11 protein-coding genes are annotated in these 14,176 nt (G+C 64.2%); 4 read left to right on the forward strand and 7 right to left on the reverse strand.

Translation table 11 applies throughout. The features are described from left to right. Positions 1-18: 18 nt before the first annotated feature. From JQ587_RS03095 to JQ587_RS03125, 7 genes are all read right to left on the reverse strand, one after another. The gene (locus JQ587_RS03095) at positions 19-582 is read right to left on the reverse strand and encodes a thioredoxin family protein (RefSeq protein WP_212303368.1); all 564 of its coding nucleotides are present in this window, start codon (positions 580-582) and stop codon (positions 19-21) included. 29 nt (positions 583-611) lie between these two features. Further along, positions 612-1,310 carry a cytochrome c biogenesis CcdA family protein gene (locus JQ587_RS03100; RefSeq protein WP_212424378.1) on the reverse strand — a complete coding sequence of 233 codons (699 nt, stop codon included), beginning with the start codon at positions 1,308-1,310 and terminating at the stop codon, positions 612-614. Between the two features lie 373 nt (positions 1,311-1,683). Continuing rightward, on the reverse strand, positions 1,684-2,295 hold the full coding sequence (locus JQ587_RS03105; protein ID WP_212303370.1) for a sigma-70 family RNA polymerase sigma factor: 612 nt from the start codon (positions 2,293-2,295) through the stop codon (positions 1,684-1,686). Between the two features lie 423 nt (positions 2,296-2,718). Continuing rightward, complete coding sequence (locus tag JQ587_RS03110) at positions 2,719-3,456, reverse strand: response regulator (protein ID WP_212424379.1); 738 nt, start codon at positions 3,454-3,456, stop codon at positions 2,719-2,721. A 35-nt stretch (positions 3,457-3,491) separates the two neighbouring features. Then, positions 3,492-5,237, reverse strand: a complete 1,746-nt coding sequence (locus JQ587_RS03115) for an ATP-binding response regulator (RefSeq protein WP_212303372.1) — start codon at positions 5,235-5,237, stop codon at positions 3,492-3,494. Continuing rightward, positions 5,207-7,228 (reverse strand): sensor histidine kinase, encoded by a 2,022-nt coding sequence (locus tag JQ587_RS03120; protein ID WP_212303416.1) that lies wholly within the window; start codon positions 7,226-7,228, stop codon positions 5,207-5,209. The genes JQ587_RS03115 and JQ587_RS03120 overlap by 31 nt, the downstream gene beginning before the upstream one ends. A 63-nt stretch (positions 7,229-7,291) precedes the next feature. Further along, positions 7,292-8,287, reverse strand: a complete 996-nt coding sequence (locus JQ587_RS03125; protein ID WP_212303373.1) for a TRAP transporter substrate-binding protein — start codon at positions 8,285-8,287, stop codon at positions 7,292-7,294. A 295-nt stretch (positions 8,288-8,582) separates the two neighbouring features. On the opposite strand from JQ587_RS03125, the gene ugpB reads away from it, so the two are divergent. From ugpB to JQ587_RS03145, 4 genes are all read left to right on the forward strand, one after another. Then, on the forward strand, positions 8,583-9,908 hold the full coding sequence (gene ugpB / locus JQ587_RS03130) for a sn-glycerol-3-phosphate ABC transporter substrate-binding protein UgpB (RefSeq protein ID WP_433995281.1): 1,326 nt from the start codon (positions 8,583-8,585) through the stop codon (positions 9,906-9,908). 216 nt (positions 9,909-10,124) lie between these two features. After that, positions 10,125-11,084 (forward strand): aminoglycoside phosphotransferase family protein, encoded by a 960-nt coding sequence (locus tag JQ587_RS03135; RefSeq protein ID WP_212303374.1) that lies wholly within the window; start codon positions 10,125-10,127, stop codon positions 11,082-11,084. 267 nt (positions 11,085-11,351) lie between these two features. Beyond that, positions 11,352-12,974 carry an ABC transporter substrate-binding protein gene (locus JQ587_RS03140; protein ID WP_212303375.1) on the forward strand — a complete coding sequence of 541 codons (1,623 nt, stop codon included), beginning with the start codon at positions 11,352-11,354 and terminating at the stop codon, positions 12,972-12,974. A 187-nt stretch (positions 12,975-13,161) separates the two neighbouring features. Beyond that, complete coding sequence (locus tag JQ587_RS03145; RefSeq protein ID WP_212303376.1) at positions 13,162-14,175, forward strand: ABC transporter permease; 1,014 nt, start codon at positions 13,162-13,164, stop codon at positions 14,173-14,175. The last annotated feature ends 1 nt before the right edge of the window (position 14,176 follow it).

Below are 14,176 nucleotides of genomic sequence, written 5' to 3' on the forward strand. Positions count from 1 at the left end.
GCGCCGCTGCATGCGGCGTCAGCTGTTTGCGTTCAGCAGCTTCGCCACCGTGCGGTCGATCTCGTCGTAGCGGCCTTCGCCTTCATGCTGGAACACGATCTTGCCGCTCTGGTCGATGATGTATTGCGCCGGCCAATATTGGTTGCGGTAGGCGTTCCAGGTCTTGGACTCATTGTCCTGTGCCACCGGATAGGTGATGCCGTGGCGCTTCAGCGCGGCCTGGACGTTGGACGCGGAGCGCTCGAACGGGAATTCCGGCGTGTGCACGCCGACCACGACGAGGCCCTTGTCCCTGTACTTGGCGTAGAGGTCGGTGACGTGCGGCAGCGTGTTGACGCAGTTGACGCAGCCATAGGTCCAGAAGTCGACCAGCACGACCTTGCCGCGGAGGTCGGCGATGGTGAGCGGTTTCGAGTTGAACCAGTTGCTGATGCCGGCGAAGTCGGGCGCGGTCACTGCCTGCGCGGCCGCAACCTTGACCGGCACGGCCGGCGTCGCCTCATCGCAGATGCCGGGGATGACGGCGCCGGTCACGGCGAAGCCGACCAGTGCGGTGGAGACGACGAGCAGCTTGAAAGTCATGGTCATGTTCTCCGTGAAGAGGGATGCGATCACAGGCCGATCTGGCCGGTGGGGTAGAAGCCGGTGAGCCACGCCACGATCAGCGTGTCGTATTGGAAGTAGGCGGCAACGGCGAAGGCGATCACGACCACGCCAAAACCCTGCTGCAGGCGCGGCGAGATGCGGGCGAGGCTGCGCACGCGCGTGGTCGCGGCCTGGCCGCCATAGGCGATCGCCAGCATCGGGATGGCCGCGCCGATGGCGTAGGCAACGAGCAGTGTGCCGGCCCAGGCGAGATTCCGGGACGTCGCGACCAGCGTCAGGATCGAGCCGAGCACCGGCCCGGCGCAAGGCGTCCAGACGAGGCCGAGCGTGGTGCCGAGCACGAGGCCGCCGAGCGCGCCCTCGCGTTGCACGCCGCCGGCCGCGCCGGGATCAAGCCAGCCATTGAGTCGAATCGACAGCCACTCGAACGGCGCCGGCCAAAGCATCAACAGACCAAAGCCGAGCAGCAGGATCGCCGCTGCCTCGCGCAGCACATTCGGATCGAAATCGAACAGCCTCGTCAGTGCGCCAAGCAGCAGCGCCACCGCGGAAAAGGAGACCACGAAGCCGAGCGCGATCATCGCGGGCCGCAGATGCGACGTGCGCCCGATCGAGGCGCCGAGCAGGATCGGCAGCATCGGCAGCGTACAGGGGGCGGCGATGGTGAGGATGCCGGCGAGCAGAGCGAAGAGAAGTTCGAGCATGGGGCACTCGTGAAGGAGGTCACGAGAGCAGTTCGGGATGGGTGTGCCGCTCGTTACGCGGTGTCACGCGCTCGTGACGGGGAGATCGCCAACCGCAACAACGGTGCGCTCCCTGCCCCGCTCTTGTCCGCCGAAGCCTCTTGGCGAAGGCGGAATCTGTGCCCCCCAAATACAAAACGACCCGGAGGGGGGCATCCCGTCCGGGTCGTTGGAGGTTCTTGGGAGGTTTAACTAAAACCGTATGAGAGCTTTATAGGGACGAAGTTTTTCCGCCTGATGTTGTGCTTTGTTTCATTTGTTTCGTCGGCGGTAACGCTTTCGTGTCCCGGGATGGGGCCGAAAACTCGGGCCTATCCCATTGAAATCATTGGCCTTAGGCCGCGAAACGGTCGACGCCGCAACCCTTAAGCAAATCGGCGAGCTGCTTGCGGGCATAGAACATCCGGGTCTTCACCGTGCTCTGGGGGATGCCGATGATCCGCCCGACCTCCTCCACCGACTTCTCATGGTAGTAGACGAGGGTGATGATCTCGCGATGCGCGGGCGACAGCTTGGCGACGCAGGCGCGCAGGATGGCGCTGGTGTCGCTGCGGTCGAGCGACGCCTCGGGCGTATCGGATCCATCCGGAATCTCGCGCACGTCTTCCTGATCGATGTCCTCGAAGCGGCGTTGGCGCATCGCGGTCAGCGCCTTGAAGCGGGCGATCGAGAGCAGCCAGGTCGAGACCTGCGAGCGGCCCTGGAACTGGCCGGCGGTCCGCCACACGTCCAGAAACACCTGGCTGACCAGGTCTTCCGCGGTGGTGGCATCGCGCACGATGCGCAGGATGAAGCGGTAGACCCGCACATTGTGCCGGCAATAGAGGATGTGCATGGACGTCCGATTGCCGTCGGCAATGCTTTCCAGGAGCATGTCGTCCGAAGTCGCCTGAGCGGCAATGATGCTCTGACTGGCCTGGGCGTTGATGGCGATGACGTTCCGCATTGACTTGGCTCCCCGGTGCGCCGCAACCGAGCGGCGTTTCCTTGGACCAAAGTGTTAATGAGCCAACGTTTCGGGATGTCTGCACGAAAAGGGGAAAATGGTTTCGTCGGCGGTTAAATTGTTTCGTCGGGGCACGTGCGACGAAACATTCGGGACAAAAAAGCTAGTAATTTCAATGTGCGGAAAATACGGGAGTGCGGATTTGGCGTAGCAGGAACCAATTTCCGGGACTTGCGTTCGCTCGCGCCACACCCACTGCCGTCGTCCCCGGGCGCGCGTAGCGCGAGCCCGGGACCCATCACCACGGGACGTGCTTGGGCGAAGACCCGGAGTGACCGGCTTCGCGCCGCAACGTTTTCCTGTGGTTATGGATCCCGGATCCGCGCTTCGCTTGTCCGGGATGACGGCGTGGGCGCCGCCCGCCTAGGCCTTCTCGCCGGCCGGCGAGAACAGGTAGCCGCCGCCGCGGATGGTGCGGATCACGGCAGGCTTGGTCGGGTCGGGCTCGATCTTGCGGCGGATGCGCATGATGCGCAGGTCGACGGCGCGGTCGAAAGCTTCGGCATCGCGCGCATTGGCCAATTCCAGCAGGCGCTCGCGCGACAGCACGCGTTTCGGATTGGCCGCGAACACCTTGAGCAGGCCGAACTCGGAGGCCGTCAGCGGATGCTCGTTGCCTTCGTCGTCGCGCAGGGCCTGGGCTTCCAGGTCGAGCCATTTGGTGCCGAAGCGCACCAATTGATCCTTGTCCGATTTCCCAGGCGCTGCGTCAGAGGCGGCGGCTTTCACCGGCGCGCTTCGCCGTAGCACGGAGCGGATACGCGCCATCAGCTCGCGCAGCTCGCAGGGCTTTGCCACGTAATCGTCGGCGCCGAGCTCGAGGCCGACGACGCGGTCGATCGGGCTCGCGGTCGCCGTGAGCATGATGACGGGAACGTTGATGCGGCTCTTGAGGTCTCGGATGATCGAAAGGCCGTCTTCCTCGGGCATGTTGAGGTCGAGCACGACGAGGTCGGGCATGCTGCCGTCGATCGCGGTGCGGAGCGACTTGCCGCCGTCGCACAGCGTCACGGTGAAGCCGTGCATCTTGAGGTAATCGCCGACCATCTCCCGGGCCGGGGCCTCGTCGTCGACGATCATGATGTGCTGGCTTTGTGTCATGTCACTTCGGAATCTTGGAGATCTCGATACTCAAATCACGGCACGTCGGTCGCGGGCAGGGTGATGGTGAAGGTCGAGCCCTTGCCCGGTCCGTCGCTGTCGGCGGTTACCTCGCCGCCATGCATGTCGATAATACGCTTGACGATGGACAACCCAAGCCCCGTCGAGCTCTCGCCCGCAGTCGGTTTTGCCGACAGTCGCTGGAACCGGCCGAACAGGCGGCCGAGATCCTCCGGCGACAGGCCGGCACCCTCGTCGCTGACGCGGATGATGGTGTCGTTGGCCTCATGGGTGACCGCGACGGTGATCTTGCCGGATATCGGCGAGTATTTGATGGCGTTGCTGATGAGGTTGTCGATCGCCTCGCGAATCCGGTCGGTGTCGCACATGGTGACGATGTTGGCCGGCGCGCTGACGCTGATCGCCTGCTGCTTGTTGACCGCGAGCGGCTGGTTGGCCTCGGCGACCTCCTTCACCAGCGCTGCGACGTCGACCGGCTCGCGGCGGATGGTGATGTCGAACGCATCGGCCATCGCGTCCGAGATCAGATGGTCGACCATCGTGGTCAGGCGCTTGGTGGCATCGCGGATGTGATCGACCTGGGCGACTACGCCGTTTGACGAGGCGCCGGTCGAGATCAGCTCCTTCAGCATCTCGGTACGGCCGAGGATGACGCCGAGCGGGTTCTTCAGATCGTGCGCGACCGTGCCCAGAATCTCGTTCTTGAAGCCGTTGGCGCGCTGCAGCCGCAGCCATTGTGCCGAGAGGCGGCGGTTGGCCTGCATCAGCGCGCGGGTGCGCTGGGCGACACGGTCTTCCAGCTGGGTGTTGGCGTCCTGGAGCTGCTGGTAGAGGATCACGTTGTCGAACGCGATCGACAGCCTGGAGGAGAAGATCTCGACCAGCGAGCGGTCGGTCTCCGAAAGGTCGCGCTCGGATTGCAGCAGCACCACGACCTCGCGGCCGGATCCGGTGCGCAGGTAGATCACGCTGCGATGGTCGGCGAATTCGTTCTTGCGGCGCTGGAAGGCGTCCTCCACCAGCTGGCGCAGATCGGGGTCGAGCGCCTTCGACGAGGTCGTGCCGATGAAGCGGCTGTAGCAGCCGCTGCCGGCGAGCACCGAGAGCTCGGGATCGACGCCGCCATTGTCGCGCAACACCAGGATGCCGGCGCAGTCGACATTGAGCAGCGAGGCGAGCTGGGTCAGCACGCCCTCGGCGAGCCGCTGCATCGACTTGAAATCGTACAGCGTCGAAGCCGCATCGATGATGATCTCGAGCCCGCGCCTGGTCTGCACCATGCGCTCGAGCTGCTGATAGGAGCGCAGCGCCGCGGTCAGCGAGGTGAACAGCTTGTCGGCGGTGAGCTCGGTCTTGGCCTTGTAGTCGTTGATGTCGTACTGCACGATCACGCGCCGCTCCGGCGCCTGGCCGGGCTGGCCGGTGCGCAGGATGATGCGCACGGTCTCGTTCTTGAGCACGTTGCGGATGTATTCGACGAGCTCCAGCCCGGCGACGTCGGTCTCCATGATGACGTCGAGCAGAACGGCGGCGATGTCGTGGTGCTCCGCCATCAGCTTGCGGCCTTCGGCCGCGGAATGGGCGGAGAGGATCTCCAGGCTCTGGCCGTTGAGGCTGTAGTCGGACAGCGCGAAGCGCGTGCCGTCATGCACGGCCGGATCGTCGTCGATGACGGCGATCTTCCATTTCCGGGCGTCCATATCCTCCGACGCGGTACCGGTGTCGTCGATCAGGTGGAGGACATCGTCCTGTTCGGCCATTGAGAAGTCCCGTCACTTTCTGCGCTTTGCGCGCCGCCCTTGGCGATCCGCGGCATGATAATCCGAAAAGTAGTACCTTGTCCCAGCTTGGATTCCAGCATCATCCGCCCGCCGAGCTGCTGGGTGACAAGGTTATAGACGATATGCAAGCCGAGTCCCGTACCACCTTCATTGCGCCGGGTGGTAAAGAATGGGTCAAAGGCCTGGCGCTGCACGTCGGGGGTCATGCCGGCCCCGTCATCGGCAAAGATGATCTCGATGTCGTCGGCCCCGCGCGGCCGGGCCGAGATCGTGATGGTGCCGGCGCGGCCATCGGCGAAGGCGTGGTTGGCGGCGTTGAGGAAGAGGTTGGTCAGGATCTGGCCGTAGGAGCCGGGATAGCCGTCGAGCAGGAGCCCCTCGGGCACGTCGACCTGGAGCGTGATCGGCGACCGCTTCAGCACGGGCCGCAAGCTCGCGATGATCTGGTCGGTGGCTTCGCTCAATGAGAACTGCCGCCGCTCGGCATGGGAGCGGTCGACCGCGACCTGCTTGAACGACTGGATCAGCTCGCCGGCGCGGGTGAGGTTGGCGACCAGCTGTTGCGAGGCGTCGCGCGAGGACTGCACGAACTCGTCCAGCTGCGAGCGGCGCAAGCCCCCATCGCCCCTGAGCTGGGCCTCGAAGATCTCGCTGCGCCTCGCAAAGCTCGAGGCCACCGTCAGGCTGATGCCGATCGGGTTGTTGACCTCGTGTGCGACGCCGGCGACGAGGCCGCCGAGGGCTGCGAGCCGTTCGGCGTCGATCAGGTTCTGCTGCGCCGTGTTGAGCTCGAGCAGCGCGCTCTCGGCCTTTTCCTTCGACGCGCGCAGCTCGTCCTCGGTCTCGCGCTTCGCGATCGCGTTCTCGCGGAACACTTCCACCGCGCGGGCCATCGCGCCGACCTCGTCGCGTGCCCTGGTGCCCTGCACCTCGCGGCCGAGATCGCCGAGCGTGATCGCGCGCATCGCCGCCATGATCTGCTGCAGCGGCAGCCGGATCGACAGCGCGATCAGCACGCCGGCGGAGAGGATGATGCCGAGGAAAATCACCGCGATGGAGAGAACACGACGCGAAATCGCCGCCAGCGTGCGGTCGAAGGTCTCCTGCGCCTTCTGCTCGCGCTGGCGCATCTTGGTCGAGAGATCGTCGATGGCCCCGATCGCCTCGGCCTGGCTGGCGTCGATGGTGTTGCGCAGGAGCTCGGTGCGGCTGGTCAGCTGCTCGCTGAGCTTTGCAAAGCCTTCGCGCAGCGCCATGGTGCGGGCCCCGAGCTTTTGCAGCGCCATCTTCTGGAGATCGTTGTCGGCGAGATCGATCATCACGGGGATGGTCTTCTCGATCGTCTCGGTGTGGCGGCGCGCGTCGTCAGCCGCAGCGACCGACTGCGACAGATAGTAGGAATTGGCCGCGACCAGCATCGCGGTAAAGGCCTCGCGCGACTTGCCGAGCGAGGGCCAGATCAGCGCGTCGCGATGGCCGGTGGCGCCCTCGATGATGGAGTACAGGCCCGCCATGTCCCTGGCCGGGCCCTGCACCTGCTCCTCATAGGTCTTGGCGATGGTGGCCTGCACGGTGCGCAGCTCGCCAAAGCCGTTGAGGAAGCGGTCGGTCGTGCGCTCCAGCTCCTCGACCGAGCCCGCCAGCATCGGGTCCTTGGCGGCGCGGTCGGTCAGGGTGCCCAGCACGGCTTCGCGCAGCAGCAGGATCTCGGCGAACAGGTCCGGGCTCGGCTGGTTGATGTAGCGGTGAATCAGGTTCTGCAGCCGCCCGGTCTCGCTTTCGAGCAGCGCCAGGATCCGGTCGGATTCGCGCACCTGGCGCACGTCGTCCCAGGCCGATCCCAGCACCTGCGCGCCGTTCCAGATCATCGCGACCAGCACGATCACCACCGCGGAGTTCAGCGCCGCGATCGACAGGATGCGCCAGCGGATCGGCACCGCCCGCAGCACGCCCACGAGCCGCGCGCGCATCCGCCCGATCGGGCCGGGCGGCCGCTCCGCGATCTCGCTGGGTCCGGGCACGATCAAATGGACTCACTCCACCTTGCGGATGCGTTCGATCAGCGCCGCCGCGGCGGGATCCTGCGCAGCCTTGGTGTAGATCGGCGCCATCGCGTCCTCGAACGGCTTGCGGTCGATATCCCTGACGACAGTGATGCCCCCTTCCTCCGCCTTGTGCTGCGACTGCTCTTCGAGGTCACGCCACTTCTCGCGCATGAACAGGCTGGAGCGTCGCGCGGCCTCCCGGAAGATGGCCTGGTCCTCAGTCGTCAGGCTGCGCCAGGCCTTGAGCGAGATCACCAGGACCTCCGGGCTCATCGTGTGCTCGGTGAGGGTGTAATAGCCCGCATATTTGTAATGGTCTGTCGTCACGAAGGATGGCCAGTTGTTTTCCGCGCCGTCGATCAGATGGGTCGCCAGCCCCGTGAGCACCTGCCCATAGGGCAACTCGACGGGCTCGGCGCCGAGCGAGCGGATCATCTGACTCATCAACTCCGATTGCTGCACCCGGATCCGCAATCCCCTGAGGTCGGCAAGGCTCTTCACCGGACGGACGGAATTGTAGATCGAGCGTGCCCCGGAATCGTAGAAGGCGAGTCCGACGAAGCCGTAGGGCTCGAAGCTGTCGAGGATCTCGTTGCCGATCGGCCCGTCCAGCACCTTCTGCATGTGCTCGATGGACCGGAACAGGAACGGCATGGCGAGCACGTTCATCGCCGGGACGAAATTGCCGATCAGCGCCACGTTGGTCCGGTTGAGGTCGATCGCGCCGGCGCGAGTCTGCTCGATCGTCTCCTTCTCCTCGCCGAGCTGGCGGGAGTGAAACACTTTGATCTCGTGCCTGCGGCCGGTGCGCTCGGCGATCAGCGCGCCCATGTAGCGCAGCGCCTGGACGGTCGGGTAGTCCTCGGTCTGGGTGTCGGCGGCGCGGAATTCGCGCGCAGCAGCTCCCGTCGCGCAAATGGCGAGTAGAAGCGCGACGAAAATCACTCCGGTCCGCGAGAGTTCGGCACGGTTTAGCACTGGCACACTCAACCCCTCGGTGATGGAGTCTATGGCGGGACCAAAAGGTTCAATGCAATCTAAAGCGTTTTCAAGCGAAGTGGATACCGGTTCGCGTAAAGAAAACGCGTCAAACCAGGAATCTGGAGGCCCGGCCCGATCAGAGCGGGGGCTCCAGCAGATGATAAAGGGAAGGCCATCCCACGCCACCCGCGGTGCAATTGTGCGGCGCGGCCGTTCATCATTCCCGGTTGAAACCGCGAAGGGCCCGCCTTAAGCAGGGTGCGGTCGCCTTTTGCCGCTTGATCCGGGACGCGCCATCGTGACTTCAGCATTGCGCCTTTTGCAGGTCGCCGCCGCCACTCTGGTCTTCGCGTTGAGCTGCGAGGCGCGTGCCACGACCGACATCGCGTGGTGGCACGCCATGTCGGGCGAGCTCGGCAAGCAGCTCGAAAAGCTCGCCTCCGACTTCAACGCGTCGCAGTCCGATTACCGCATCGTGCCGAGCTACAAGGGCAATTACACCGAGACGGTGACGGCCGCGATCTTCGCCTTCCGCTCGCGCAGCCAGCCCGCGATCGTGCAGGTCAACGAGGTCGCCACCGCCACCATGACCGCGGCCAAGGGCGCGATCTATCCGGTCTACAGCATGATGCGCGACATGGGCGAGCCGTTCTCGCGCACCGACTACCTTCCGGCAGTCTCCGGCTATTACACCGACGCTGCCGGCAATCTGCTCTCGTTCCCGTTCAACTCCTCGACGCCGATTCTCTATTACAACAAGACCATGTTCCGCGACGCCGGGCTCGATCCCGAGACGCCGCCGAAGACATGGCCCGAGCTCGGCGCCGCCGCAAAGCGCCTGCGCGAGCGCGGCGCCGTCTGCGGCTTCACCACGTCATGGCCGTCCTGGATCCATGTCGAGAATTTTTCGGCGTTTCACAATCTGCCGCTGGCCACGCGCGCCAACGGCTTTGCCGGGCTCGATGCCGAGCTGACCATCAACAACCCGGTCGTCGTCAAGCATGTCGCCCAGCTCGCCGAATGGCAAAAGACGAAGCTGTTCGACTATAGCGGCCGCGGCCAGGCGGCCGAGCCGCGCTTCCAGCGCGGCGAATGCGGCATCTTCATCGGCTCCTCGGCGACGCGCGCCGACATCACGGCCAATTCGAAATTCGAGATCGGTTACGGCATGATGCCGTACTGGCCCGACGTTGCGGGCGCGCCGCAGAATTCCATCATCGGCGGCGCCACGCTGTGGGTGCTGCGCGACCGGCCGCGCGAGGAATACAAGGGCGTGGCGCGGTTCTTCGCCTATCTGTCGCAGCCCGGCGTGCAGGCCGCCTGGCATCAGAACACCGGCTATCTGCCGATCACCCGTGCTTCCTTCGAGTTGACGCGCGCGCAAGGTTTTTACGAGCGCAATCCGGGCTCGGCGATCTCGTATGAGGAGATCACGCTGCATCCGCCGACCGGGAATTCGAAGGGCATCCGGCTCGGCTCCTTCAATCTGATTCGCGGCACGATCGAGGAGGAGCTCGAGCAGGCCTTCGCGGGCCAGAAGAGCGCGCAAGCCGCGCTCGATGCCGCCGTCGAGCGCGGCAACAAGCTGCTGCGCCAGTTCGAGCGCGCCAGCCCGGAGCGGTAGTGATTTGCGATTGGATCAGGCCGCAGCCGAGAGCGGGGTGCGCTCCCTCCCCCGCTTGCGGGGGAGGGCTGGGGAGAGGGTGTCTCCGCAATGGGACAATCCCCAAGAGGAGAGAGCCCCCACCCGGCGCTTCGCGCGGACCTCCCCCGCAAGCGGGAGAGGTGCACCGCGTTCTTGGCTCGCACTGAATCGACCAAACCTGATAAGTGAAAGCGAATGACCACCGCTCCATCGCAGCAGTTGCCGGCTTTCGCCGACGCGAATGCCTTTCGCGCCTGGCGCTCCGATCCGCCGCAATGGCTGCCGATCGCGCGCGACATCGCGCGCAGCCACGGCATCGAAACCAGCGCGCCGCATGTGTTCTCGACCGGCACCAATCTCGTGGTCGGCTTCACTGACAAGCTGATCCTGAAAATCTTCCCGCCGCTATTGCGTGCGCAATTCATCTCCGAGCGCGGCTCGCTGATGCAGCTGGCGGGCCGGCTTGATCTGCCGATCCCCGAGATCGTCGCGGAGGGGATGCGCGACGGCTGGCCCTATCTCGTCATCACGCGCCTCGCCGGCACGCTCGGCTCGGAGGTCTGGCCGCAGCTCCCTGAAGTGCAGAAGGAACGCGTGCTGCGCCAGATCGGCGAGACCATTGCCGCCGTGCAGCGCGCGCCGCTCGGCCCGCTCGCCGACATCGAGCCGCGCTGGGACGCGTTCATCCACGCGCAGATGCAGGGCTGCCGGAACCGGCATACGCGTCTCGGACTTTCGCCGAAATTCCTTGAAGGCCTCGACGATCTCCTGCGTGACGCAGCGACGCTGATCCCGATGGACGCGCCGCCGGTGATCCTGATCGGCGAATACATTCCGGAGAACTTCTTGCTCGCCTGCCACGACGATCAATGGTCGCTCGCCGGCCTGTTCGACTTCGGTGACGTCCGCGCGGGCTGGCGCGATTACGATCTACTCGGCCCCAGCGCCTTCATGGCGGCGGGCCGGCCGGGGAGGGTGCGCAACCTGCTCGAAGGCTTTGGCTATGAGAAGCCAGACTACACGCTCAAGCGGCGCCTGATGGCCCTGATGCTGCTGCATCAAGCCAGCGACCTCAAAAGCCATATCTGCATCGAGGGCTGGCAGGACAGGGCGAGGGATCTGGTCGATTTGCAGGAGCTGATCTGGGCGGAGTGATTTTCACCTGTCGTCCTGGACAAGCCTAGCGAAGCGGAGCGCCGATGGCCGCCTATCAAATAAGCCGACGAAAAGAGCTGCTCACTTTAAAGGCAAACGAACATGTTTGTATGCAATGCTAGAGGCCTGGGTGCTCGCTCCGTTCTGCCAAATTCCAAATCTATTCAAGGTATCAATGCATTAGGTCGGAAGTAAACTTTCCTTAACCCTTGGCACGAACCTTGCGAATCCTGTTCCAACCAGAAACTTTCGAGTTGGAGCAGGCTCATGAAGCGTCGCGATTTCCTCAAATCCGTGTCCGGATTGGCCGCCGGCGCGGCACTTCCGGCGATGCCGCAGGTGATCTCGTCCGCCTATGCCGACGCGCGCTCGGAGACGCTGCTGATCGTCTCGGAAGGCGGGCCCAACAATCTCGACATCCACGGCGTCGGCACCAACGTGCCCGGCTATGAGGTGTCCTGGAATTGCTACGACCGGCTGATCAGCCACGAGATGAAGAGCGGTCCCGGCGGCGTGCCCTATTACGACCGCGACAAGTTCAAGGGCGAGCTCGCCGAGGAATTCAAGATCGACGACATGTCGGTCACCTTCAAGCTGCGCAAGAACGCCAAGTTCCACGACGGCACGCCCGTGACCGCCAAGGATGTGAAGTGGTCGCTCGATCGCGCCGTCAACGTCGGCGGCTTTCCGACCTTCCAGATGAGCGCGGGCTCTCTCACAAAGCCGGAGCAGTTCGTCGTGATCGACGACTATACCGTGCGCATCGACTTCCTGAAGAAGGACAGGCTGACGATTCCCGATCTCGCCGTCATCGTGCCCTGCATCGTCAACTCCGAGCTGGTGAAGAAGAATTCCAGCGAGAAAGACCCATGGGGCCTGGAATTCACCAAGCAGCAGACCGCGGGCTCCGGCGCCTACAAGGTGACGAAGTGGACCGCCGGCACCGAAGTCATCATGGAGCGCAACGACGACTGGGTCTGCGGTCCGCTGCCGAAGATCAAGCGCGTGATCTGGCGCATGGTGCCGCAGGCCGGCAACCGCCGCGCGCTTTTGGAGCGCGGCGACGCCGACATTTCCTACGAACTCCCGAACAAGGATTTCCAGGAGATGAAGGCGAACGGCAAGCTCAACGTGGTGTCGCTGCCGTTCTCCAACGGCATCCAATATATCGGCATGAACGTCACCAAGCCGCCGTTCGACAATCCGAAGGTGCGTCAGGCCGTGGCCTACGCGCTGCCCTATCAGAAGATCATGGACGCCGTGATGTTCGGTTTGGCGAACCCGATGTTCGGCGCGCCGAAGGACAAGCCGACCGAGGTCGTTTGGCCGCAGCCGCACAAATACAACACCGACATGGAGAAGGCGAAGGCGCTGATGGCGGAAGCCGGCCTCGCGGGCGGCTTCGAGACCACGATCTCGTTCGATCTCAACTTCGCCGGCGTCAACGAGCCGCTCTGCGTGCTGGTGCAGGAGAGTCTCGCCCAGATCGGCATCAAGACCACCATCAACAAGGTGCCCGGCGCCAACTGGCGCACCGAATTGAACAAGAAGGAGATGCCGCTCTTCACCAACGTGTTCTCGGGCTGGCTCGATTACCCCGAGTACTTCTTCTACTGGTGCTATCACGGCAACAATTCCGTCTTCAACACCATGAGCTACAAGTCGGCGGAGATGGACAAGCTGATCGACGGCGCGCGCACTGCCGCCGCGGCAGGCGACATGGCGGCCTACGACACCGACGTGAAAGGTTTTGTCGATCTCGCCTACGCCGACATCCCGCGCATCCCGCTGTACCAGCCCTTCGTCAACGTCGCGATGCAGAAGAACATCTCAGGCTACCAATACTGGTTCCATCGCAGGCTCGACTATCGCGCAATGGCGAAGGGGTGAGGGGCGTGGGTGAGGTGAGCATGCTCTTCAGGCTCCCTCCCCCCTTGTGGGGGAGGGTTGCGGAGAGGGATGGCCACGAACTCAGACCCCTCCCGGAGCCACCCCCCTCCCTAGCCCTCCCCCACAAGGGGGGAGGGAACGCAGCGGAGCGTGGGGCGCTACTTCAATTCCACATCAGGAGCATCCAATGCTCACCATGATCGGCAAGCGCCTGGTGTTCGCGATTCCCTCGCTCATCGGCGTCGTCATCGTCACCTTCCTGCTGACGCGCGCGCTGCCGGGTGATCCCGCGGCGTATTTCGCCGGGCCCGCCGCAACAAAGGAAGCGGTCGAGCAGATCCGCAAGAAGCTCGGCCTCGACAAGCCGCTGATCGAGCAGTTCTTCCGCTACACCAACGATCTCGCGCAGGGCGATTTCGGCAACTCACTGACGACAGGCCAGCCAGTCGCGGCCGAAATTCGTAACCGCCTGCCGGCCTCGGCCGAGCTGACGCTGCTAGGCCTGATCGTCTCGATCGTCATCGCCATTCCGCTTGGCGTGCTGGCGGCAACGCGACCGGGATCATGGGTCGACCATCTTTGTCGCATCACGACAACAGCGGGCGTCTCGCTGCCGGTGTTCTTCACCGGCCTCGTGCTGGTCTATGTCTTCTATTTCCGGCTCGGCTGGTCGCCTGCGCCGCTCGGGCGTCTCGACGTGTTCTACAGCGCGCCGCCGACGGTGACAGGTTTCTATCTGATCGACACGCTGATCGCGCGCGATGTCGAAGCGTTTCGTTCGGCGCTGAGCCAGCTCATCCTGCCGGCGACGACGCTGGCGATCTTCTCGCTGGCGCCGATCGCGCGCATGACACGCGCCTCGATGCTGGCAGTGCTGGCAAGCGAATTCGTCCGCACCGCCCGCGCCAGCGGGCTGTCGCCGACGACCGTCATCGTCACCTATGCGTTTCGCAATGCGATGCTGCCTGTCATCACCACGCTCAGCATGGTGTTCTCGTTCCTGTTAGGCGCCAACGTGCTGGTCGAAAAAGTGTTCGCCTGGCCCGGCATTGGCTCCTATGCGGTGGAAGCGCTGATCTCGTCGGACTTCGCGCCGGTGCAGGGTTTTGTTCTCACCATGGCGGTGATGTACGTGCTGCTCAATCTCGTGATCGACATTTTGTACGGCGTGATCGATCCACGCGTGCGGTTGGAGGGCTAAG

The organism is Bradyrhizobium manausense (assembly GCF_018130615.1).
Taxonomy (GTDB): domain Bacteria; phylum Pseudomonadota; class Alphaproteobacteria; order Rhizobiales; family Xanthobacteraceae; genus Bradyrhizobium; species Bradyrhizobium manausense_A.

Excerpts from the sequence above, each read along its gene's own strand:
- JQ587_RS03095 (WP_212303368.1), bottom strand. The coding sequence starts at position 582 with ATGACTTTCAAGCTGCTCGTCGTCTCCACCGCACTGGTCGGCTTCGCC.
- JQ587_RS03100 (WP_212424378.1), bottom strand. The coding sequence starts at position 1,310 with ATGCTCGAACTTCTCTTCGCTCTGCTCGCCGGCATCCTCACCATCGCC.
- JQ587_RS03105 (WP_212303370.1), bottom strand. The coding sequence starts at position 2,295 with ATGCGGAACGTCATCGCCATCAACGCCCAGGCCAGTCAGAGCATCATT.
- JQ587_RS03110 (WP_212424379.1), bottom strand. The coding sequence starts at position 3,456 with ATGACACAAAGCCAGCACATCATGATCGTCGACGACGAGGCCCCGGCC.
- JQ587_RS03115 (WP_212303372.1), bottom strand. The coding sequence starts at position 5,237 with ATGGCCGAACAGGACGATGTCCTCCACCTGATCGACGACACCGGTACC.
- JQ587_RS03120 (WP_212303416.1), bottom strand. The coding sequence starts at position 7,228 with ATGCGCGCGCGGCTCGTGGGCGTGCTGCGGGCGGTGCCGATCCGCTGG.
- JQ587_RS03135 (WP_212303374.1), top strand. The coding sequence starts at position 10,125 with ATGACCACCGCTCCATCGCAGCAGTTGCCGGCTTTCGCCGACGCGAAT.
- JQ587_RS03140 (WP_212303375.1), top strand. The coding sequence starts at position 11,352 with ATGAAGCGTCGCGATTTCCTCAAATCCGTGTCCGGATTGGCCGCCGGC.
- JQ587_RS03145 (WP_212303376.1), top strand. The coding sequence starts at position 13,162 with ATGCTCACCATGATCGGCAAGCGCCTGGTGTTCGCGATTCCCTCGCTC.